The 20,558-nt window shown below is 72.6% G+C and carries 21 protein-coding genes; 14 read left to right on the top strand and 7 right to left on the bottom strand.

What is annotated here, in order from left to right; genetic code table 11:
- Positions 1 to 324 precede the first annotated feature (324 nt).
- Both Q2K16_RS07035 and Q2K16_RS07030 read left to right on the top strand, forming a co-directional pair.
- The gene (locus Q2K16_RS07035) at positions 325 to 1,860 is read left to right on the top strand and encodes a ricin-type beta-trefoil lectin domain protein (RefSeq protein ID WP_302744252.1); all 1,536 of its coding nucleotides are present in this window, start codon (positions 325 to 327) and stop codon (positions 1,858 to 1,860) included.
- 69 nt (positions 1,861 to 1,929) lie between these two features.
- Positions 1,930 to 2,799, top strand: coding sequence for an LLM class F420-dependent oxidoreductase (locus Q2K16_RS07030; RefSeq protein WP_302744251.1), 870 nt, complete (start codon positions 1,930 to 1,932; stop codon positions 2,797 to 2,799).
- Between the two features lie 103 nt (positions 2,800 to 2,902).
- Here the strand turns inward: Q2K16_RS07030 and Q2K16_RS07025 are convergent, their stop codons facing one another.
- Together Q2K16_RS07025 and Q2K16_RS07020 are read right to left on the bottom strand one after the other, a co-directional pair.
- Positions 2,903 to 4,549, bottom strand: coding sequence for an amidase (locus Q2K16_RS07025; RefSeq protein ID WP_302744250.1), 1,647 nt, complete (start codon positions 4,547 to 4,549; stop codon positions 2,903 to 2,905).
- Positions 4,549 to 4,848: a hypothetical protein gene (locus Q2K16_RS07020; protein ID WP_204923113.1), complete on the bottom strand. Its 300-nt coding sequence runs from the start codon at positions 4,846 to 4,848 to the stop codon at positions 4,549 to 4,551. Before Q2K16_RS07020 ends, Q2K16_RS07025 begins: the two co-directional genes overlap by 1 nt.
- Before the next feature lie 213 nt (positions 4,849 to 5,061).
- Between Q2K16_RS07020 and Q2K16_RS07015 the strand changes: the two genes are divergently transcribed.
- On the top strand, positions 5,062 to 6,270 hold the full coding sequence (locus Q2K16_RS07015; protein ID WP_302744248.1) for an MFS transporter: 1,209 nt from the start codon (positions 5,062 to 5,064) through the stop codon (positions 6,268 to 6,270).
- A gap of 171 nt (positions 6,271 to 6,441) precedes the next feature.
- Here Q2K16_RS07015 and Q2K16_RS07010 read toward each other — a convergent pair whose 3' ends face one another.
- Positions 6,442 to 7,011 carry a hypothetical protein gene (locus Q2K16_RS07010; protein WP_302744247.1) on the bottom strand — a complete coding sequence of 190 codons (570 nt, stop codon included), beginning with the start codon at positions 7,009 to 7,011 and terminating at the stop codon, positions 6,442 to 6,444.
- A gap of 310 nt (positions 7,012 to 7,321) precedes the next feature.
- Between Q2K16_RS07010 and xynC the strand changes: the two genes are divergently transcribed.
- Together xynC and Q2K16_RS07000 are read left to right on the top strand one after the other, a co-directional pair.
- Positions 7,322 to 9,034 carry a glucuronoarabinoxylan endo-1,4-beta-xylanase XynC gene (gene xynC, locus Q2K16_RS07005; protein WP_302744246.1) on the top strand — a complete coding sequence of 571 codons (1,713 nt, stop codon included), beginning with the start codon at positions 7,322 to 7,324 and terminating at the stop codon, positions 9,032 to 9,034.
- A 106-nt stretch (positions 9,035 to 9,140) separates the two neighbouring features.
- Positions 9,141 to 10,256, top strand: coding sequence for a MerR family transcriptional regulator (locus Q2K16_RS07000; protein ID WP_302744245.1), 1,116 nt, complete (start codon positions 9,141 to 9,143; stop codon positions 10,254 to 10,256).
- Positions 10,257 to 10,353: 97 nt separating this feature from the next.
- Here the strand turns inward: Q2K16_RS07000 and Q2K16_RS06995 are convergent, their stop codons facing one another.
- A complete protein-coding gene (locus Q2K16_RS06995) occupies positions 10,354 to 11,094 on the bottom strand; it encodes an SDR family oxidoreductase (protein WP_302744244.1) in 741 nt (246 codons plus the stop codon).
- A gap of 60 nt (positions 11,095 to 11,154) precedes the next feature.
- Between Q2K16_RS06995 and Q2K16_RS06990 the strand changes: the two genes are divergently transcribed.
- Together Q2K16_RS06990 and Q2K16_RS06985 are read left to right on the top strand one after the other, a co-directional pair.
- Positions 11,155 to 11,724, top strand: a complete 570-nt coding sequence (locus tag Q2K16_RS06990) for a TetR/AcrR family transcriptional regulator (protein ID WP_302744243.1) — start codon at positions 11,155 to 11,157, stop codon at positions 11,722 to 11,724.
- Positions 11,725 to 11,829: 105 nt separating this feature from the next.
- Complete coding sequence (locus Q2K16_RS06985; protein ID WP_302744242.1) at positions 11,830 to 12,435, top strand: YdeI/OmpD-associated family protein; 606 nt, start codon at positions 11,830 to 11,832, stop codon at positions 12,433 to 12,435.
- 22 nt (positions 12,436 to 12,457) lie between these two features.
- Here the strand turns inward: Q2K16_RS06985 and Q2K16_RS06980 are convergent, their stop codons facing one another.
- Positions 12,458 to 13,015 carry a GNAT family N-acetyltransferase gene (locus Q2K16_RS06980; protein WP_302744241.1) on the bottom strand — a complete coding sequence of 186 codons (558 nt, stop codon included), beginning with the start codon at positions 13,013 to 13,015 and terminating at the stop codon, positions 12,458 to 12,460.
- Positions 13,016 to 13,162: 147 nt separating this feature from the next.
- Here Q2K16_RS06980 and Q2K16_RS06975 point away from each other — a divergent pair, with 147 nt between their 5' ends.
- Complete coding sequence (locus Q2K16_RS06975) at positions 13,163 to 13,453, top strand: GNAT family N-acetyltransferase (RefSeq protein ID WP_302744239.1); 291 nt, start codon at positions 13,163 to 13,165, stop codon at positions 13,451 to 13,453.
- A 176-nt stretch (positions 13,454 to 13,629) separates the two neighbouring features.
- Here Q2K16_RS06975 and Q2K16_RS06970 read toward each other — a convergent pair whose 3' ends face one another.
- Together Q2K16_RS06970 and Q2K16_RS06965 are read right to left on the bottom strand one after the other, a co-directional pair.
- Positions 13,630 to 13,857, bottom strand: coding sequence for a hypothetical protein (locus Q2K16_RS06970; RefSeq protein WP_302744237.1), 228 nt, complete (start codon positions 13,855 to 13,857; stop codon positions 13,630 to 13,632).
- Between the two features lie 304 nt (positions 13,858 to 14,161).
- A complete protein-coding gene (locus Q2K16_RS06965; protein WP_302744235.1) occupies positions 14,162 to 15,280 on the bottom strand; it encodes a helix-turn-helix domain-containing protein in 1,119 nt (372 codons plus the stop codon).
- Between the two features lie 204 nt (positions 15,281 to 15,484).
- Here Q2K16_RS06965 and Q2K16_RS06960 point away from each other — a divergent pair, with 204 nt between their 5' ends.
- The 6 genes from Q2K16_RS06960 (at position 15,485) to Q2K16_RS06935 (ending at position 20,542) form a co-directional block, all read left to right on the top strand.
- Positions 15,485 to 15,733 (top strand): acyl carrier protein, encoded by a 249-nt coding sequence (locus Q2K16_RS06960; protein ID WP_204923103.1) that lies wholly within the window; start codon positions 15,485 to 15,487, stop codon positions 15,731 to 15,733.
- Complete coding sequence (locus Q2K16_RS06955; RefSeq protein WP_302744234.1) at positions 15,726 to 17,288, top strand: class I adenylate-forming enzyme family protein; 1,563 nt, start codon at positions 15,726 to 15,728, stop codon at positions 17,286 to 17,288. Before Q2K16_RS06960 ends, Q2K16_RS06955 begins: the two co-directional genes overlap by 8 nt.
- A 161-nt stretch (positions 17,289 to 17,449) precedes the next feature.
- Positions 17,450 to 18,172, top strand: a complete 723-nt coding sequence (locus Q2K16_RS06950) for a Phenylacetic acid catabolic protein (protein WP_302744233.1) — start codon at positions 17,450 to 17,452, stop codon at positions 18,170 to 18,172.
- 15 nt (positions 18,173 to 18,187) lie between these two features.
- Complete coding sequence (locus tag Q2K16_RS06945) at positions 18,188 to 19,318, top strand: 4Fe-4S cluster-binding domain-containing protein (protein WP_302744232.1); 1,131 nt, start codon at positions 18,188 to 18,190, stop codon at positions 19,316 to 19,318.
- A 31-nt stretch (positions 19,319 to 19,349) separates the two neighbouring features.
- Positions 19,350 to 19,607 (top strand): acyl carrier protein, encoded by a 258-nt coding sequence (locus tag Q2K16_RS06940; protein WP_088646323.1) that lies wholly within the window; start codon positions 19,350 to 19,352, stop codon positions 19,605 to 19,607.
- Positions 19,604 to 20,542: an SDR family oxidoreductase gene (locus Q2K16_RS06935; RefSeq protein ID WP_302744231.1), complete on the top strand. Its 939-nt coding sequence runs from the start codon at positions 19,604 to 19,606 to the stop codon at positions 20,540 to 20,542. Before Q2K16_RS06940 ends, Q2K16_RS06935 begins: the two co-directional genes overlap by 4 nt.
- Positions 20,543 to 20,558 lie beyond the last annotated feature (16 nt).

Genomic DNA, 20,558 nt, shown 5'->3' with positions numbered 1-20,558 from the left:
GCCCTCGCCGAGGGCGGGCGCCCGGGGGCGCCCGCCGGGCCGGCAGTTACCAGCACCACTCGATCCAGAGCCGGCGGGCGCCGGACACCAGGCGCAGGGCGCTCGTACGACGGACGGTCATCTTCTTCATGGGCACCTCCGTGGTCATCCACTCTGGACGGGGCAGAGCCTAGTGCCGATCTTCGGAAATGCGAAGGGTGCTCGTGAACCTGCTTCCGGGGTGGCTGGGCGGGACGGCGGCGCATTGACAGATGTCGGTCAATTGGTAAGGCTTGTTGCCTGAGAGCGCTCTCACGACCCCGAGACCCCTGGAGGATGCCGAACATGATCCGTCACCTGGGCGCCGCCCTCGCCGCCACGACGCTGGTCGGGGCGCTGGCCGCCGCACCCGCCGGGGCCGCGCCGGCCGTCGCGCCACCCGCGCCGGCCGTGCCGTCCGCCGTCGACCGGTCCGCCGGCCTGCCCGCCGGCCAGCGGGCCGCGCTGCGCCGCGACCTCGGCCTGACCGACGCGCAACTCGACCGCCGTACCGTCGTCGAGGCCGGTGCGCCGTCGACCGAGCGGCGGCTGCGCGCCGACCTGGGCACGCGCTACGGCGGCGCGTGGATCGCGGCCGACGGCGACGCGCTGGTGGTCGGGGTGACCACGGCCGCCGACGCCGCGCGGGTCCGCCGCGCCGGGGCACACCCGCAGCCGGTCCGGTGGACCCTGGCCGACCTCGACCGGGCCAGGGCCACCCTCGACCGGGCCGCCGGCCGCGCCGGGCCGGGCGTGCACTCCTGGTACGTCGACCCGGCGAGCAACAGCGTGGTGGTCCAGGCCGCCGACACCGCCGCGGCCCGCGCGTTCACCCGGGACACCGGCACGGCCGACGTGACCCGGGCGGTGCCCGCGCGGCCGTACCGCCCGGTCTACGACATCCGCGGCGGCGACCAGTACGTCATCAACAACAACGTGCTCTGCTCGGTCGGCTTCGCCGTCGCCGGCGGGTTCGTCACCGCCGGACACTGCGGCGCGACGGGCAGCACCACCAGCGGCAGCGGCGTCGCCCAGGGCACCTTCCGGGGCTCGTCCTTCCCGGGCAACGACTACGCCTGGGTGCAGACCAACTCCTCCTGGGTGTCGACGCCCACGGTGAACACCTACAACGGTGGTACGACGGCGGTGGCCGGCTCGACGGAGGCGGCGGTGGGCAGCGCGGTCTGCCGGTCCGGCCGGACCACCGGCTGGCGGTGCGGCACGATCACCGCCCGCAACGTCACCGTCAACTACTCCGGCTCCCTGGTGTACGGCCTGGTGGCGAGCAGCGCGTGCGCCCAGCCCGGTGACTCCGGCGGTGCGTTCATCTCCGGCAACCAGGCCCAGGGCGTCACCTCGGGCGCCGGTGGCGACTGCAACTCCGGTGGCACCACCGTCTACCAACCGGTCAACGAGATCCTCGGCGCGTACGGGCTGTCGCTGACCACCACCGGCGGTGGCGGGACCAGCCAGATCGTCGGGTACGCCGGCAAGTGCATCGACGTGCCCAGCTCCAACGGCGTCGACGGCCAGTACCTGCACCTGTGGACCTGCAACGGCACCAACGCCCAGCGGTGGACCTTCGCCGGGGACGGTACCGTGCGGGCCTTCGGCCTGTGCATGGACGTGGCCTGGGGCTCGACCGCCAACGGGGCGGTGGTCCAGTTGGCCAGGTGCAGCGGCAACCCGGCCCAGCAGTTCGTCCTCAGCGGTGCCGGAGACCTGGTCAACCCGCAGGCCAACAAGTGCGTCGACGTGCTGGGGGCGAACAGCGCCGATGGGACCCGGCTGGTGATCTGGGAGTGCACCGGCGGCGCCAACCAGAAGTGGCGGCGCGGCTGAGCCGGGCCGCGTCGAGCCGGCGGTGGGCCGACGTCGCCACTAGGATCGGTACGGAGGTGGGCGAGGCAGATGAGACTCGGACTGCACTACTGGAACTACTCGACCCCGAGCGACCCGGCGGCGATCGCGCCGACCCTGATCGAGACGGCCACCATCGCCGAGCAGGCCGGTGTCGGGTCGTTCACGGTGATGGACCACTACTTCCAGATGGAGGCCATGGCCCCGGCCGAGGAACCGATGCTGGAGGCGTACACGACGCTGGGTTTCGTCGCGGCGCGGACCTCGCGGATGACACTCGGCGTGCTGGTCACCGGCGTGATGTACCGCTACCCGGGGCTGCTCGCCAAGATCGTGACCACCCTGGACGTGCTCTCCGGGGGCCGGGCCCGGCTCGGCATCGGCGCGTCCTGGTACGAGCGCGAACAGCACGGCCTCGGGGTGCCTGTGGTGCCGGTCGCCGAGCGGTTCGAACGGCTGGAGGAGACGCTGCGGATCTGCCGGCAGATGTGGAGCGACGACGACGGGCCGTTCGAGGGCCGGCACTACCGGCTGGCCGAGACGCTCAACTCGCCGCAGCCGCTGCAACGGCCCCACCCGCCGGTCATGATCGGCGGCAGCGGCGAGAAGAAGACCCTGCTGCTGGTGGCCCGGTACGCCGACGCCTGCAACCTGTTCGGCAGCAGCCAGGCCGAGGTGGCGCACAAGCTGGACGTGCTGCGTGGGCACTGCGCCGCCGAGGGGCGTGACTACGACACCATCGACAAGACGGTCATCGTGATGCGACCGCCGCTGGCCGATGTGGACGCGTTCCTCGCCGAGGTGGCCGGGTACGCCGCGCTCGGGGTGACCGAGGTCCAGGTCACCCCGGACCGGCACCCGGTGGAGTTCACCCACCGGATCGCCGACGAGGTGCTGCCGAGGCTGACCGCCATCGGCTGACCGGATCGGCCGGCGCAGGCCGCCACCGGTCCGGCCCGGGCCACAGGTCGACGCAGGTCGCCCGTCCGCCCCGCCGCAGGTCGGCGGGGCGGACGGGCGACCGTCACTGGGCGAGCCGGGCCACCTCGTCGGCGGTGAGCCGCAGGCCGGCGGGGGCGGCGCTGCGGCCCGTCGCCGGGGTGGTCGGCGGGTCGGCCGGCCGACGCAGGTGCCAGTCGGTCACCGCCTGGTAGGCGGCGACCACCGACAACAACCGGTCCTCGCCGTACGGCAGGCCACCGAGGATGGTGCCGATCGGCAGGCCCGCGCCGGTGAACCCGATCGGGAAACCGATCTCCGGCAGGCCGAGGATGTCGAACGGCACCGGACCGGTCTGCACCACCACGTCGCAGTGCGCGAAGAGCTGGTCCAGCACCCGTTCCATCAGCAGCAGCTTGGCCCGCTGGCCGGTGATGAACTCGCCACCGCCCAGCAGCGCCCCCTGCAACCAGCCGGTCACCGACACCCCGAAACCCCGCAGGTCGGTACGCAGGTAGGGCAGGAAGGGCTCGGTGCGCTCGGGCAGCCGTACGTTGTTGAACGAGCTGCCCGTGAGCAGCTCCCACTCGTCGGGCAGCGGCACGTCGACCACGGTCGCGCCGGTGATCGCGGCGAGCTTCGCCAGGTACGCCTGCCGGGCCAGCGCGGTCTCCGAGGTGCCGGCGGTGAAACCGGGCAGTACCCCGATCCGGGTCTTCCACCGCAGCTTGAGCTTGCCGCCCTGGTAGGTCGGGGTGGCCGCGTCGATCAGCTTCGGCACCGCGGGCAGGCCCTGGCTGCGCGGGTCGGCCGGGTCCTCGCCGGCCATCGCGGTGAGCATGATGGCCGCGTCCTTGGCGTCGCGGGCCAGCGGGCCGGGGTGGTCGCGGGTGTAGCTGAGCGGGATGATCCCGTGCAGCGACACCCGTCCCATGGTCGGCTTGAGCCCGGTGAGGTTCTGCGCGTTGGACGGCGCGGTGATCGAGCCACCGGTCTGGGTGCCGGTGCCGGACGCGGCGAGCCGTCCCGCCACGGCGGTGGCGGTGCCGGTGGACGACCCGCCCGGGTCGGTGGCCGGATTGGTGGGGGTCCAGGCGTTGACCGTGGTGACCACCCCGGCGGGGGTGGTGGCCCGGGTGGTGGCCAGCGGGCCCATCTGGGTCTTGCCCAGCACGATCGCCCCGCCGCCGGTGACCAGCCGGGTCACCGCCGTGGCGTCGTACGGGGGCCGGAAGTCGGCGAACAGGTAGGAGCTGGCGGTGGTCGGCACCCCGGCGGTGAAGTAGTTGTCCTTGACGGCCAGCGGGATGCCGTGCAATGCGCCCCGGTGCGGCTTGCGGGCCATCGCGCGGGCCGCCTTGACCGCCTGCTCGACGAGGACCAGGTTGAACGCCTGGTAGGTCGCCTCGTAGCGGCTGATCCGGGCCAGGTACGCCTCGACCAGCTTCTCCGGGGTGAGTTTGCCGGCCCGGATCAGCCAGGCCGCCTCGGCGACGGTCAGTTCGGTCGGGTCGGCCACCGCCTCCGGGCGCGGCTTGACGTAGGCGTTCGGTACGGCCAGCGCCGGGTTGTAGCGGCCGGGCGGGGCGACCGCCGCGCGGGTGACGCCGGCCGCCGAGGCGACGGCGGGCAGCCCGACGACGCCGCCGACCGCCGAGGCGGTGGCCAGCGCGGCGGTCCGGGCGAGGAAGGCGCGACGGTCGACGCCGCGGTCGGCAGGTGCTGTGCTCATCACTTCCGCCATTCCGTGCTGATCGAGGGGTAGAGCATCGGCGCGGGCTGCTGGGACAGCGCCATGGCCACGGCCGGGTCGGTGCCGGCCGGGGCGGGCGGCTGGTAGGCGGCGAGGGTGCCGACGGTGCCCCGGACGAAGGAGCGCAGCGAGGCCAGCACGGAGTCCCGGCCGGGGGAGCCGGTCTGCGGGTCGGCGGTGGTGCCGGGGGGAAGCTGGTCGAGGTCGATGCCGAGCGACGCGAGCCGGGCGCGGATGAGGACGTCCAGTTCCGCGTCGGTCGGTGGGGTGGGGGCCATGACGCTCCTTGAGGGGTGGGCGACGATGACCCACTGTCGAGCCGGATCGTGTCGCGGGCGTGACAAGTTGATCTCGGCGTCGTGAAGCCACGCAGGTCAATGCCCCTGTACGGGCCGCGACAGTGGACGGCCCGGGCCGGCGCAGCGGGGCCACGTCGCCGGCCGATGTTGGCTAGGGTGCTCGGGTCGCGCGACCGCGTCCCGGAGGAGAACATGCTCGCCCCACTGCGGTACGCCGCCTTCCGTCGCCTGGCCGCCGGCCGGCTGGTCAACATGGTGGGCAACGCGGTCGCCCCGGTCGCGCTGGCCTTCGCCGTGCTCGACCTGACCGGTTCGGTCCGCGACCTGGGGCTGGTGGTCGGTGCCCGCTCGCTGATGAACGTGCTGTTCGTGCTCTTCGGCGGCGTGCTCGCCGACCGGGTCCCCCGCCGGCTGGTGCTGGTCGGCTCCAACCTGCTCGGTGCGCTGACCCAGGCGGTGGTTGCCGCCCTGGTGCTCACCGGCACGGCGACGATCCCGCTGCTGCTGGCGCTCGGCGCGGCCAACGGGGTGGTGAGCGCCCTGGCCCAGCCCGCCTCGGCCGCCGCGACCCCGCAGACCGTCCCGGCGGAGCTGATCCAGCCGGCCAACGCGGTCATCCGGCTCGGCATGAACGCCGGTATGATCGGCGGCACGGCGCTCGGCGGTCTGCTGGTGGCCGCGGTCGGGCCCGGCTGGGGGCTCGCCGTCGACGCGTTCACCTTCGCCGTCGCGGCCGTCGCCTTCGCCGGGGTCCGGGTGCCCGCCGCGCGTGCCGGTGACGTCCGTACCGGCATCGTCGCCGACCTGCGGGAGGGCTGGACCGAGTTCGCCTCCCGCACCTGGGTGTGGGTGGTGGTGCTCGGGTTCATGGTGCTCAACGCCGCGCTCGCCGGTGGGGTGAGCGTGCTCGGCCCGGCCGTCGCCGACGCGACGATCGGCCGTAGCGCCTGGGGCCTGGTGCTGGCGGCGCAGACCGTCGGGATGGTCGTCGGCGGCATCGTCGCGTTGCGGCTGCGGGTACGCCGGCTGCTGCTGCTCGGGGTGGTCTGCATGGTCGCCGAGTCGCTGCTGTTGCTGGGGCTGGCCCTGACCCCGACGCTCGTGGCGTTGCTGGCCGCCGCGGTGGCGGTCGGGATCGCCGTGGAGCAGTTCGCGGTGGCCTGGGAGACGTCGATCGCCCAGCACATCCCGGCCGACCGGTTGGCCCGGGTCTACTCGTACGACATGTTGGGCTCGTTCGTGGCCATCCCGCTGGGGCAGGTGGCGGTCGGGCCGGTCGCCGCGGTGATCGGCACCCGTGACACCCTGCTGATCCTCGCGGCGCTGGTGGTGCTCTCCGTGCTCGGGATGGTGACCAGCCGGGCCGTCCGCCGGCTGGAGGCGTCGACGCCCGGGGCCTGACGTGCGGCCGGCACGGCCAGCGATGACGCCACGCCGAACCGGGAACCGGCCGGCGGCACCGGCGCGTGGTCGGACGTTTGGCGCAACGGTTACCCGTCCGGCCCGATCCCCTCAGGCGTGGGAACTCGCCGGATCGCGCACCACCGTGCACCTGGGTGGCCGAATCGCGACTCAGTCGTGGAGCGTGACGTCGGGCAGTGGGCGACCGGCGGCGTCGAACAGCGCGGCACCACAGTCACAGTGCTCGCCGGCGAGGCTCTCGGTCGCCGGCAGTTGCCAGACCAGCAGCGCGCCGCAGTGCGGGCAGTCGAGGCTGACCGGCGTCTCGTCGGGTGTCGCGCCCCAGGCCCGTACCGGCCGGCCCCGGTGGGTCAGCCCGCTCGGCGGCTGGCCGCCGGTCAGCAGGACCAGCACCGGGTAGCTGTCGGTGCCGTCGTCGCGTACCGCGAGGGTGAAGCCGAGCGGTGCCAGCACGCCGGACAGGTGGTCGAGCTGGCGGATCGGCAGGTCGCCCCGGCCCAGCGTCGGGTCGGCTTCGGCGGCCTGCCGGACGACGCCGGTGTCGACGTCTGCCGGCTGCGCCCCGAAGGCCCGGACCCGCCCGGCCACGAACGCCGCCAATCCGCCGGGCTGCTCCTCGCCGGCCCAGTCCATCGTGAACAGCACGCTGTCGACCCCGACGCCCCGGGCCCGCTCGTCGGGGGTCAGGACCAGCTCCGCCAACTCCATCACGCCGGTCACGCTAGCAACCGTCGGGTGGTGGGTCGTCCGGGCCGGTCGCTCACGGTCGCCGCCCGCGTCGTGGCGGGGTGCGACGGCCGGAGGACGCCCGGGATCGGTGCGGCCCGGGAGGCGATCGGTGTGCTTGACCCCTCTGGAAGGGGAAACTAAACTCCGGCCGTTAACGTTCACAATTATCACAGTCGATATGTGCTGTCGAAACGCCGACGGTGAGGTCCAGGTCATCCCCGTGGCGCGCAGCAGATCGGTGCCGACCGGCTCGATGGAACCGGCAGGGGCGCGTATCACCACCACCAGGAGGACGAAAGAAATGACGCAGGATCAGAATGGGCCGGCGGGCGGCGAGCGGAAAACGCTGAGCCGCCGCGTCGTCCTGACCACGCTGGGCGCGCTGCCCGTCGCGGCGGCCACGGCGGCGCTGGGGGCCACGGAGGCCTCGGCCGCCCCGGCGAGCATCAACCTGTCGGCGTCCCGGCAGACGATCAAGGGCTACGGCGCGATGACCCACGCCGCCTGGATCGGCGACCTGACCGCCGCCCAGCGGGAGACGGCGTTCGGCACCGGTGAGGGTCGGCTCGGCTTCTCCGTGCTGCGCATCCCGGTCGGCGAGAGCCAGGCGGACTGGAGCCGTGACCTGGCCACGGCCAAGCGCGCGGCCGAACTCGGGGTGACCGTCTTCGCCTCGCCGTGGAACCCCCCGGCCAGCATGATCGAGACGTTCACCCGGGGTAGCCAGACCAACGCCAAGCGCCTGCGGGCCAGCTCGTACGCCGCCTATGCCCAGTACCTGAACGACTTCACCGTGTACATGCGCAACAACGGGGTCAACCTCTACGCCATCTCCGTGCAGAACGAGCCCGACTACGCCCACGACTGGACGTGGTGGACCTCCGCCGAGATCGTCAAGTTCCTCAAGGAGAACTCCGGGGTGATCAGCACCCGGGTGATGGCGCCGGAGTCCTTCCAGTACGTCAAGTCGATGTCGGACCCGATCCTCAACGACGCCACCGCGCTGGCCAACGTCGACATCATCGGGGCCCACCTCTACGGCACCTCGTACTCGAACTTCCCGTACCCGCTGTTCAAGCAGAAGGGCGCGGGCAAGGAACTGTGGATGACCGAGGTCTACTACCCGAACAGCAACGCGAACTCGGGTGACGCCTGGCCGGAGGCGCTCGACGTCGGCGAGCACATCCACCGGTCCATGGTCGACGCCGAGTTCCAGACGTACGTCTGGTGGTACCTGCGGCGCAGCTACGGCCCGATGCGCGAGGACGGCCAGATCAGCAAGCGGGGCGCGATCATGGCCCAGTTCGCCAGGTTCGTGCGGCCCGGATACGTCCGCGTCGACGCCACCGCCAACCCGGCGTCGAACGTCTACGTCTCGGCCTACCGGGGCGGCAACACCGTGGTCATCGTCGCGGTCAACAAGAACACCTCGGCGGTGAGCCAGCAGTTCACCCTCTCCGGCGCGACCGCGTCGGGCAGCGTGCAGAACTGGCTGACCGACGGCAGCCGCAACGTCGCCCCGCAGAGCGCGCTGACCATGTCCAACGGCTCGCTGACCGTCAACCTGCCCGCGCGCAGCGTGATGACGTTCGTGACCAGCATCAACGGCACCACGCCCACCCCCACCCCGACCGTGACGCCCACGGCCACCCCGACGCCGACCCCGACCCCCACCCCCACCACGACGCCGGGTGGCAGCGGACCCCGGGTCGTCTACACCATGAACACCTGGGCCTCGGGCTTCACCGCGAACATCGCGATCACCAACACCGGCACCTCCGCGATCGACGGGTGGACGCTGGCCTTCACCCTGCCGTCGGGGCAGTCCATCACCTCCGGCTGGAACGCCACCTTCTCGCCGTCCAGCGGCCAGGTGAGTGCCCGCAACGTCAGCTACAACGGCACGATCGCCCCGGGCGGCACCGTCGAGATCGGCTTCCAGGCCGACCACACCGGCAACACCGCGGAACCGACCGCCTTCACCCTCAACGGCATCCCCTGCACGGTCGCCTGACCTGTCGACCGGACCAACCCCCGTACGGCCGCCGCGGACACCGCGGCGGCCGTACCCGTCGCGGGGCCTTGCTCCTCACGCGGCGTGAGGACGGATAGTCGGTGCCGTGGACGAACACCTGACCGTGGGACGGGTGGCGGAACTGGCCGGGGTCACCGTCCGGACGCTGCACCACTACGACGAGATCGGCCTGCTGACGCCGTCCGCGCGGACGGCGGCGGGACACCGGGCGTACTCGCCGGCCGACGTACGGCGGCTGCGCGAGGTACTCGGCTACCGGCGGCTCGGGTTCGGGCTCCGGCAGATCGCGGACCTGGTGGACGACCCGGCGACCGACCCCGTCGCGCACCTGTGCCGGCTGCGCGGTCTGCTGACCGACCAGCGCGACCGGGCCGCCGCCCTCGTCGCGGCGATCGACCGGGAGTTGCAGGCGCGGGCGATGGGGATCGTGACCACCCCGGAGGACCAGCTACGGGTCTTCGGCGGCCGGTTGTACGACACCATCGGCGACGCCTACCCGACGACCCGGCGCACCGAACCCCGGATCGCCGCCCGCATCTGGGCCGCGTTGGGCGACGCCCGGACCGTGCTCAACGTCGGGGCCGGCACCGGCTCCTACGAACCCGGCGACCGCGCGGTGACGGCGGTGGAGCCGTCGGCGGTGATGCGGGCGCAGCGTCCCGCCGACGCCGCGCCGTGCGTGGCCGCCACGGCAGGAGATCTGCCGTTCGCCGACCGGTCCTTCGACGCGGCGATGGCGGTCAGCACCGTCCACCACTGGCCGGACCCGGTCGCCGGGCTGCGGGAGATGCGCCGGGTGGCCCGGCGGGTGGTGGTGTTCACCTACGACGCCGACGGCACCGGCTGGCGGGACAGGTTCTGGCTGACCCGCGACTACCTGCCGGAGTTCGCCGGTCTGCTGGTCGACTGGCCCCCGCTGGGCGAGCTGACCCGCGCGATCGGTGGGCGCGCCGAGCCGGTGGACGTCCCCTGGGACTGCGCCGACGGCCTGTTCGAGGCGTACTGGCGGCGGCCGGAGGCGTACCTGGACGAGCGGGTGCGGCGCGCGGTGTCGGTGTGGACCCGGGTCGGGCCGCAGGCCGAGCGACGGGCCGTCGGGATGCTCCGGGAGGACCTGACCTCGGGCCGGTGGGCGCAGCGCAACGGGGACCTGCTGCGCCGCGACACCGCGGAGTTGGGCCTGCGCCTGCTCGTCGCCTGAGCAGCCCGGCAGGCTGCCGCTGGGTGGCGCGGCCGACGTGGCTGCGCCGGCAGTTCCACCGGACGCCCGGGTGGGACCGGCCGGGCCGACGCCACGGTCAGCCCTGGCGGGTCGGTCGGATGGTCAGGTCGCCGATCTCGACGTCGTCGGGTTGGTCGATGGCGAAGGCGATCGCGCGGGCGACCGCGCCGGGGTCGAGGCCGAGCGCGCCCATGGTCTGCTGCACCTCCTCGCGTACCGCCGGGTCGTCGACGGCGTGGTCGACGAACTCGGTGCGGACGTAGCCGGGGGAGATCGAGGTCGTCCGCAGCGAGCCGGTGGTGCTCTCCTGCCGCAGGCCCTCCAGCAGGGTGCGCACCGCGTTCTTCGTCCCGGCGTACACCGCCTGGGTGGGCACGATCTTCAGGCCGGCGGTCGAGACGACCGTGACGAGGTGACCGCCGCCCTGGTGGGTGAAGACGGGCAGGGCGGCGGCGATCCCGTGCAGGATGCCCTTGACGTTCACGTCGACCATCGCCGACCAGCCCTCGACGTCCAGCTCGGCGACGGTGCTGATCCTGCTGATCCCGGCGTTGCCCACCAGGACGTCCAGCCGGCCGAACCGCTCGACGGCGAGGGCGACCAGGGACCGCAGGTCGTCCGGGGAGGTGACGTCCACCCGGGCGGCGGCCGCCGTGCCGCCCGAGGTTTCGATCTCGGCGACCAGCCGGTCGAGCCGGTCGGTGCGACGGGCGCCGAGGACGACCGACGCGCCGAGCGCGGCGAGGTGGCGGGCGGTCGCCGCGCCGATGCCGCTGCTGGCGCCGGTGATCGCGACGACCTTTCCGGAGATGGTCATGATGCTCCTCGGGGGTAGAGTGGACACATGTCCGGTTACCCCGACGAGCCTAACGGACACATGTCCGCTTCTGTCAAGGGCGCGGCGACGTCCCGCGCCGACGCGCGGCGCAACCGCGACCGCATCCTCCGCGCGGCCCGCGACCTGGTGCACGAACCGGGCGAGCTGAAGCTCAACGCGGTGGCGAAGGCCTGCGGCATCGGACAGGGCACCCTGTACCGGCACTTCCCCACCCGCGAGGACCTGCTCGTCGAGGTGTACCGCCACGAGGTCGACGAGCTGGTCGCCGCAGCGCCGCACCTGCTGGCCACCCAGCCACCGGTGGCGGCGTTGGCGGCCTGGTTCGACCGGGTGGCCGCCTATGCCCGGGTCAAGCGGGACGTGTTCGCCGCCGTCGAGGCGGCGACCTGGCGTGACCTCGCCGCGCACAGTCTCGGCCCGATCGGCGAAGCGGTGGAACTGCTGCTCGCCGCCGGCCGCTCGGCCGGCAGCATCCGCGCCGACGCCGAGGCCCGGGACGTCATCATCCTGATCGGTTGGCTCTCCCGACTCGACGACACCGAGCTCGACAGCCGGGGGCCGCGACTGCTGGCCATCCTCGTCGACGGCCTCCGCGCGCCCGGCCGGTGAATCGGACCTGACGGTCCGCTCCCGCCGGCCCGGGTGCGGCGTGGGCGGGAGGCGGCGGCCGACGAGGCGCCGAGGACTGTCACCGGCAGCGGCTAACCTGCCGTCATGGCGAGCGCGGAACTGGATGAGTTGATCGTCCCCGACGCGGACGCGCTGCGCGCGTGGCTGTCGGCCCACCACGACACCTCACCAGGCGTCTGGCTCGCCCTGACCCGCAGGGGCGGCACGGTCACGACCCTGACCTGGCAGCAGGCGGTCGACGAGGGGCTGTGCTTCGGCTGGATCGACGGGCAGGCCCGCAAGCGGGACCAGGAGAGTTCCTGGATCAGGTTCACCCCCCGCCGGGCGCGCAGCATCTGGTCGCAACGCAACGTCGCCCACGTGGCCCGGCTGGAGGAACAGGGCCGGATGCAGCCGCCTGGCCGGGCCGCGGTGGAGGCCGCCAAAGCGGACGGGCGGTGGGCCGCGGCCTACGCCCCGCCCTCGGAGGTCGAGGTGCCCGCCGACCTGCTCGCCGCGGTCGCCGCCGACCCCGCCGCGCAGGCCATGTTCGACGTGCTCACCCGGACCAACCTGTTCACGCTCGTCCACCGGCTCAACGCGGTGAAACGGGTGCAGACCCGGGAGCGGAAGATCGCCGAGTTCGTCGCCATGCTGGCCCGCCACGAGACGCCCCACCCGCAGCGGGCCCGGCCACCACAGGCCCCGTGACCCGGGGTGCCACCCGACGCGCCTACCGGGGTGGCGCGGGCCAGGTGTCGGCGCACAGGGCGTAGGTGTAGCCGTCCACCCAGCCCCGCTCGGCGTGCCACGAGTCGCCGACGCCGTGCTGCTCGCGACGCAAGCCGACCTTCTCCAGCACCCGTACCGAGGCGAGGTTGTCGGCGAAGCACCCGGCGGTGATCCGGCGGACGCCCAACCTGGTGAACGCGTACGCCACCATCGCGGCGACCGCCTCGGTGGCGTAGCCCCGGCCGCCGTGGGCCGGGTCGAAGATGTAGCCGAGCTGGGCCTCGGTGCGGGTCGGCATGCCCGGCTGCCCCATCCCGTCCAGCACGTCTAGCGAGACCGTGCCGATCACCAGGCCGTCCAGGACGACCGCCCGACTGTGGTCGTCGGGGTCGTCGGCGGCGCGCCGCCAGGCCGCCCGGAACGCCGCCGGCTCCACCTCGGTCCGCAGCAGCCAGTACGTCACCTCGGGCAGGTTGCGGTATTCGAGGATGCGGTCGACGTCGTCGTCACCCACCGGGCGCAGACTGAGGCGGGGCGTACGCAGCGCGGTGCCGTCCATGCGGCCGGACTCTAACCCATCGCGGGCACCGCGGTCCTCCTCGTCGACCGGTCGGCCCGCCCGTCGGCTGGCCGACCCCCGGTGAGCTGCGCGCCCGGCCGGGTCGGCGGTGGTCGGGCGTGTTTGGATGGTCCGGTGGAGCTCACCGTGACAGACGCGCCGGACCGGGAGCGGTTCGAGGCGCGCGACGAGACCGGGGCACTGGCCGGGCTGGTCACCTACCAGCTGACCGGTGCCATCATCGCCTACACACACACCGAGGTCGACCCGGCGTTCGAGGGGCGGGGCGTCGGCTCGACGCTGGCCCGCGCGGTCATGGACGACGCCCGCGCCCGGGGCCGTACGGTGGTGCCGATCTGCCCGTTCCTCGCCGACTGGCTGGGCCGGCACCCGGAGTACGCGGACATCGTGGCCCGCTCCACCCGCCGGATCAAGTAGCCGGTGCGGGGTGGCTGCGTTCGAGGTGCGCCGGTAGCCGAGGTTCGAGCACGACGACCTGTACGAAGAGATCCACAACCTCGGCGGGTGGACGCAGGCGCCGTTGGGGGGTGGTGCGGCGGCGGACCGGCAGGCTCGTCGTCGGGGGCTGTTGCCCTCCGTAGCGACCGGTCTGGTCAGTACTCGAGCCGGTAGAGCGAGTAGTAGCCGCCGCCAGCCGCGATGCAGCGGTAGTCGGTCCAGCCACCGTCGTTGATCCCGACGTAACCCGCAGCGTCACAGTCGTACAAAGAGGAGAATTCGCCCATGTACGTGTACCTGCCCGTGGTGGCTGGAGCCGGCACGCCGGCTCCAGCCCAGACTGCCACAGCCAATGTGGCGGCGAGCGCGATCCGAGCGATCATCATTGCCCTCCGAACAACGACTGGGCAAGGGGTCACAAGCTATCACGCAAATCGGCGAATGTGGATGTCTGTCCCGGATCTTCCGGTGTTGCCACCGGCTTGCGGGCGATGGTCAGGTCGGGCGAGTGGCGTGGCCGCGAAAGCCGGGACGGTGCCGTGGCCCGGCGGCAGGCCCGGGGTCGAGGCGGCCTGAGCGGGTCACGCCCACGGCGCGATCGGTTCGACGGGCCTCCGTGACGTGCGCCTGCCCACCCCGTTCCCCGGCGCCCGTGCCGGCCCGGGGGCGCGATGCGACTCCGGCATCTCACATGCCGGTAGGCGGGGTGGACCGGCTTCCCAGCGCCTGCCGTTCGACCGGTGTCGATGCGCCTGAAGTTCGTTCACGATGTCGGGCGAGCGCCTGGCGTATCTCGCCCGGCGTGCTGATCCAGCGTCCCGCCCGCCCCCGGCCGGCGTCGCTCCACGCGGCACCGCCGGGTGGCGGCCCGGTGCCGACTGGGGCCGGTCGTCCGGCACCGCCGGGTGGCGGCCCGGTGGCGAACGGATCTCGGGCGGTGAGCAGGCGCGACCAGCGGTGGACCTGGTCGTCCCAGGACCCACCCGCCGGAACGAGGTGCAGGTGGAAGCGGGGATGGCAGGCAAACCAGCCCCGGACCGAGGGGGCGTCGTGCAACCCCGGGTCGTCGGCGACCACGTGCACCGCGAGGTCGGTGGGCGCCGCACGGTCCACCGCCACCAGGAACCGGCGGTACGCGGTGGCGCGCCGGTGCCGGTCCGGGGCGGTTTCCTCGGCGGGCGCGGGCTGCTCGGGGCGGCGTGGGTCGGGCGTGGCCCGCCCCCACCGGCCCGGGTCCGCCACACCGCCGGCCGTCGGCCGGTCGCCCGGGGGCGCGGCGCAGAGCACCAGAGCCTGACCCGGAGGCTGGCGGTAGAGCCCGACCAGGGCCACCACCGAGGCGACGAAATCCGGATCGGTCGGCAGGGTCAGGCCGTCCTGGAGGTGGGGGCGCAGGTCGAACTGCCGCCAGATCCGGCCGACAGTCGACGCCGACAGGCCGGTGTGGGCGGCCATCGACGCCCGGGACCAGCGCCGGGCCGGGGTGGGCGTGCCGTCGAGGGTGGCCGTCACCACCCGGTCCACCTGGTCCGGCCGCACCGAGGCGGGCCGGCCGGACCGGGGGTCGTCGGCGAGCCCCGCCAACCGTGCCGCGGCGAACCGGGAACGCCATTTCCCGACCGTCGCCGGTGAAACGTTCAACCGGGCCGCGACCTCGATATTCGTGGCCCCCTCGGCAGATGCCAAAACGATTCGACAACGCAGCGCGAATGCCTGCGTCGAGTGGGCCGCCCGGGCCCCCCGGGTGAGCTGTGCGCGTTCCTCGTCGGTGAGCACCAGTGCGGCCTTCGGTCGCCCCTTCCCCATGCCACGATCGTATCCGGATACCGCACGAACTAATGGCGCATGACGATGCGGACGGCGGTGGTGGTCGATTGCTCCGACGGTTGCCCTGGACGGTTCACGACGCGACTGAGTATGGTCCCGACGAGTCCCGGACTTGGGGGAAGGGGCCGCTACCGCAACGTTGCCGTGGCCCGTGTGGTGATCTGACATGGGGGGACCGCTTCAGTGACCACGACCGATCTGCACGAGAACATGACGTCGATCTGCGCCGAAGTCCTTCACCGGCCCACCGTCGGTCCCGACGACGACCTCGTCGAACTCGGCATGGACTCGGTGGGCGCGGTGGAGATCGTGACCCGGGTCGAGGCGGCGTACGGGGTGGATGTGGTCGACGTCATCTTCGACACCCCCACGGTCAACCGGCTCTGCGCAGTGGTGGAATCCGCCGCCGTCCGCGACGAGTCGCATGCCTAGTCCGCTGGCCGAGCCGAACCTCGCCGACACGGCGAACCTGCTGGACCTCGTCACCCAGGCCGCGGCGGCCTACGGCGACGACCCGTACCTGCTTCCGGCGGAGCCCGGTGGCCGGGAGATCAGCTTCGCCGACGTGCTGACCTTCACCCGGGGCTGCGCGGCGCTGCTGGATGAGCACCGGGTGCCGCCGGGCGGCCGGGTGGCCGTGGTCCTGCACAACTCGTCGCTGGCCGCGCTGCTGTTCCTCGGCGTCATCGCCGCCCAGCGGATGCTGGTGCCGCTGAACCCGAAGTCCGGCCCGGCCGAACTGGACACCCTGCTCGCCCACGCCGACGTCGCGCTGGTGCTCGGCCCGTCGGCGACGGCCGCGAAGGCGTCGCCGGACCGGCGCTGGCTGACCGTGGACGACGCGGAGGGGTTCCTCACCGCGATTCTCGACCGGGGCGTCGGCCACCGGGGGGAACTGGTCGCGCCGTCGGACGGCGGGGCGGCCGACGCCGAGATCGTCTACACCTCGGGGTCCACCGGCGCGGCCAAGGGCGTCGTGCTGTCCCACCGCGCCCTGCTGGCCAACTCGCTGGCGATGGTGAAGTGGGCCGACGCGGGCCGCGACGACGTCTTCCTCAACGTCATCCCGATGCTGCACGTCGGCGGGCAGGGTCTGCCCACGCTGACCCCGCTGTGGTCCGGGGGGCGCACGGTCTGCGTCCGCTCGGAGGCGGCGCTGGCCCGGTTCTGGAAGTACGTCGACCGGCACCGTCCGACCTGGACCCTGGTGGTCAACGCCTACCTGGCGCACCTCGTCGAGCGACCGCAGCGACCGGCCGACAGCCGGCTCAAGGGCGTCCTCGCCGGGGGCTCGGCGCTCAGCCCCGACCTGATCCGCCGGTTCGAGGGCACCTTCGGCATCCCGGTGTTCCAGGTGTACGGGATGACCGAGATGACCTCACTGACCGTGGTGGAGCCCCGGGACCGCCGACCGGGGGACCGGCGCAGCGCCGGCCTGCCGGTGCCGTTCGCCCGGGTCCGGGTCGTCGACGAGGCCGGGCGGGACGTGCCGCCGGGGGAGAGCGGTGAGGTCCTGCTCAGCGGGCCGAGCATCTTCACCAGGTACGAGGCCGCGCCGGAGCTCACCGCCGGGCGGCTGGTCGACGGCTGGGTCCGCAGCGGCGACCTCGGCCACCTCGACGAACGCGGCGAGCTGACCATCGTCGACCGGATGGACAGCATGGTCATCGTCAGCGGCGAGAACGTCTACCCGGCCGAGATCGAGAACGTCGTGCCGCAGCTCGACGGGATCGCCGACGCGGTGGTCGCCGCGCTGCCGCATCCGGTGACCGGGGTGGAACTGGTGCTGGTCTACACCCTGCTGCCCGACGCGGTCGCCCTGGAGGACGAATGGCGCGCGCTGCTGCTGAAGCAACTCAGTGCGTTCAAGGTGCCGCGCCGGTTCGTCCCCCTGGTGCAGCTCGGGGTCGACAGTTTTCCGCGTACCCCGCTCGGCAAGATCCAGCGGTCGGACGTGCGGCGGCTGGCGATCAAGAACCTGACCTGAGCCACCGTCGGTGAGGACGAGGAGGAACGGGGGGATCTGCCAGGAGATCGGTTCACCGGGGGCGGCTGCGGGTCCGTCGTCGTACCGCGCGAGTGTCGGTGCCCCCCTTTTCCATAATTTGCGGGCGTGAATGCCAACAGGAGGCGAGCTGCGTTATGCCGGTGGAGATCTTTGACGACGAGGAAGTGGTGGTACGTACCCCCGACGAGCTGAAGCGCATGCCCCGGGGTTACCAGAAGGCACTGATCAGCCAGATCATGATCAACACGGAGGGTGAGCTCTCCGGTGGCGACGACTACACCATGATGTTCCTGCCGTTGGCGCCCAACGCCGAGGAGCGTCAGGTGTGCGCGGAACGGGCCGCCGAGGAGTACGACCACTACAAGATCGGTAAGCGGGTGCTGGCCGAGATCGGCATCGACACCTCGCACATGGAGTCCCAGTCCATCGAGGAGCGTCGGCTCTTCGCCGACAAGCGGCTGCACCAGTGCACCACCTGGGCCGAGCGGGGGATCTACTCGTACATCGGCGAGGAGAGTGCCCTGATCATGATCAAGGAGTTCGCCCAGGGCAGCTACAAGCCGTGGGCGGACGCGGTCCGGACGATCATCCTGGACGAGAAGATCCACATCGCGCACGGCGCCCGGGTCTGCCGCAACCTCGCCACCACCGACGAGGGCCGCGAGCAGTTGCAGGCCGCGCTGGACCGGCTCTGGCCGGTCTTCCGCGACCTGTTCGGCACCCCGGAATCCGAGCGGTCCAAGCGGGCGGTCCGCTACGGCCTGCGACGCACCACCAACGGCGAGGCGTTGCAGCAGTGGGAGAACACCGTCATCCCCCGGATCCACGCGCTGGGGCTCGTCGTCCCCGCCGTGACCACCTGAGAGGACGCCCCGCCCATGCCCACCCCCATCGCGATCAATCCCCGTCCGCTGTCCCGGCGGGAGGCCAAGGTCCGCCTGGCGTCCCTGCTGGCCGACCGGCCCGACCTGGCCGCGCGGTTGCAGGTCGTCCGGGACATGGGCCGCCGGGTCAGCGCGACCGAGGTACACCTCACCACCACCTGCAACATCCGGTGCAAGGGGTGCTGGTACTTCGAGGGCGGCTTCGACGCGGCCGTCCCCGAGACCTCCGACCCGGCGCTGATCTCCCGGTTCGTGGACTCGCTGGTGGCCAAGGGCGTCACCCAGGCGACCCTGATCGGCGGCGAGCCGACCCTGGTGCTGCCCCGGGTCGTGCCGTTCGTCGAACGGCTGCCGTACGTGACCATCTCCACCAACGGCATCCGGCCGCTGCCGATGAGCGGCTTCGAGCACGTGGCGGTCGCCATCAGCCTGTTCGGCGGCGGCCCGCTCGACGACGCGCTGCGCGGCTACCGGGTCAACGGCTCGTCGTTCTCCGGCCTGTTCGAGACCGCCCTCGGGCACTACCGCAACGACCCCCGGGTGATCTTCGTGTACGCCCTGTCCGAGGAGGGCCTGCAGTACGTCGAGCCGACCGTGCGGGCCATCCAGGACAACGGTAACCAGGTCACCTTCAATTTCTACTCCGCCCACGGCAGCGACCACGCCCTGCGGATCGAGAACGAGCAGCGCACCCTCGCCGAGGCGCTGCGGGTCAAGCAGGCGTACCCGGAGACGGTGGTCTGCCACCCGTACTTCATCGAGTCGCTGATCACCGGCCGCACCCACTGGGACGGCCAGTTCGGCTACGACGTCTGCCCCAGCATCAGCGTGGACCACCCGGACCACGCCGAGCGCGTCCGCAACGGCAACCCGGTCCTGGACGGCTTCGCCGTCTACGGCGCCGACTACCAGACCCTCCAGTTCTGCTGCACCTCCGGCAACTGCGCGGACTGCCGGGACAGCCAGGGCGTCTACAGCTGGCTGCTGGTCAGCATGAACCGGTTCCTCGACGACACCGGCCGGCTGGAGACCTGGCTGGAGCTGGCCGAGAGCTACTGGCGTCAGTGGTACTGGGCGCAACGGCACCACACCAACTTCGCCCGCCGCGCCCCGTTGACGGCCTAGCCGATTCCCCTGCGAGACAAGGAGCACCCGGATGTCTTCACCATCGACCGAGATCACCGCCCCCGCCGTCGAGGAGCGCCTGCGCGCCGAACTGATCGACCTCGGCGTCGAGGAGGACGCGATCAGCACCGACGCCAAGTTCGACGCGCTGGACATCGACTCGCTCGACGTCGCCGACCTGATGGCCATGGTCGTCAAGGAGTACGGGGTGGAGATCCCGCGCAGCGAACTCGCGGACGTCACCATCGGTCAACTCGTCGAGCGGATCGTGGCGGGCGCGTCGAGTTGAGCTCGTTGCTGAGCCTGGACAAGCGCACCTACCTGGTCACCGGGGTCCTCAACAACGAGTCCATCGCCTGGCACGTGGCGGCGGCCCTGCAACGGGAGGGCTGCGAGGTCATCCTGACCTCGTACGGGCGGGTCGGCCGGATCACCCGCCGGGTGGCCGAGATGCTGCCGTCCCGCCCCGAGGTGCTCGAACTGGACGTGACGTCCGACGCGAGCGTCGACGCGCTGGCAGAGCTGATCGGCAGCCGCTGGGGGCAACTCGACGGGGTGCTGCACAGCATCGCCGCGGCCCCGCCTGACGCGTTGGGGGCCGGGTTCGTCACCGCCGCAGCCGACGGGGTGCTCGACGGGTTCCGTGCGTCGGCGTACTCGTTGCAGCAGCTCACCTCCGCGCTGTCGCCGCTGCTGAGCCGGGCCCCCGGCGGCGGCGCGGTGGTCGGGCTGACCGTCGACTCGACCCGGGCGCTGCCCGGATACGGGTGGATGGGGGTCTACAAGTCGGCGCTGGAGGCGGTCTGCCGTTACCTGGCGCTGCACCTCGGCCCGGCCGGGATCAGGGTCAACCTGGTCGCCGCCGGGCCGGTCGAGACCGTGTCGGCGCGCGGGGTGCGCACCTTCTCCGCCCTGGCCGACCAGTACGAGCAGTGGGCGCCGCTGGGCTGGGACCGGGCCGACCCGGCCCGGGTGGTCGGGGCGGTGCTGTTCCTGCTGTCGGACCTGTCCCGGTACACCACCGGGCAGGTGGTGCACGCCGACGGCGGCATGCACGCCGTCTTCGGTGGCGTCCCGGCCCCCGGCCCGGCTGCCGCCCCCGGCCCGGCTGCCGCCCCCGGCCCGGCTGCCGCCCCCGGCCCGGCTGCCGCCCCCGGCCCGGCTGCCGGGTCGGGGCCGGGCCCAGCTCCGGCGACACCGTCGCCACCAGACACCGCCGGCTGACACACACTGCGGGGAG

Origin of the sequence: Micromonospora cynarisoli, assembly GCF_030518815.1 — a bacterium.
Taxonomy (GTDB): domain Bacteria; phylum Actinomycetota; class Actinomycetes; order Mycobacteriales; family Micromonosporaceae; genus Micromonospora; species Micromonospora wenchangensis.
This window is presented reverse-complemented; position numbering and strand designations above follow the sequence as displayed.

Coding starts and splice junctions, on each gene's coding strand:
- Q2K16_RS07015 (WP_302744248.1), top strand. CDS start 5,062: ATGCTCGCCCCACTGCGGTACGCCGCCTTCCGTCGCCTGGCCGCCGGC.
- Q2K16_RS06995 (WP_302744244.1), bottom strand. CDS start 11,094: ATGACCATCTCCGGAAAGGTCGTCGCGATCACCGGCGCCAGCAGCGGC.
- Q2K16_RS06980 (WP_302744241.1), bottom strand. CDS start 13,015: ATGGACGGCACCGCGCTGCGTACGCCCCGCCTCAGTCTGCGCCCGGTG.
- Q2K16_RS06955 (WP_302744234.1), top strand. CDS start 15,726: ATGCCTAGTCCGCTGGCCGAGCCGAACCTCGCCGACACGGCGAACCTG.
- Q2K16_RS06985 (WP_302744242.1), top strand. CDS start 11,830: ATGGCGAGCGCGGAACTGGATGAGTTGATCGTCCCCGACGCGGACGCG.
- Q2K16_RS07025 (WP_302744250.1), bottom strand. CDS start 4,549: ATGAGCACAGCACCTGCCGACCGCGGCGTCGACCGTCGCGCCTTCCTC.
- Q2K16_RS06970 (WP_302744237.1), bottom strand. CDS start 13,857: ATGATCGCTCGGATCGCGCTCGCCGCCACATTGGCTGTGGCAGTCTGG.
- Q2K16_RS07035 (WP_302744252.1), top strand. CDS start 325: ATGATCCGTCACCTGGGCGCCGCCCTCGCCGCCACGACGCTGGTCGGG.
- Q2K16_RS06965 (WP_302744235.1), bottom strand. CDS start 15,280: ATGGGGAAGGGGCGACCGAAGGCCGCACTGGTGCTCACCGACGAGGAA.
- Q2K16_RS06945 (WP_302744232.1), top strand. CDS start 18,188: ATGCCCACCCCCATCGCGATCAATCCCCGTCCGCTGTCCCGGCGGGAG.
- Q2K16_RS07030 (WP_302744251.1), top strand. CDS start 1,930: ATGAGACTCGGACTGCACTACTGGAACTACTCGACCCCGAGCGACCCG.
- Q2K16_RS06990 (WP_302744243.1), top strand. CDS start 11,155: ATGTCCGCTTCTGTCAAGGGCGCGGCGACGTCCCGCGCCGACGCGCGG.
- xynC (WP_302744246.1), top strand. CDS start 7,322: ATGACGCAGGATCAGAATGGGCCGGCGGGCGGCGAGCGGAAAACGCTG.
- Q2K16_RS06940 (WP_088646323.1), top strand. CDS start 19,350: ATGTCTTCACCATCGACCGAGATCACCGCCCCCGCCGTCGAGGAGCGC.
- Q2K16_RS07020 (WP_204923113.1), bottom strand. CDS start 4,848: ATGGCCCCCACCCCACCGACCGACGCGGAACTGGACGTCCTCATCCGC.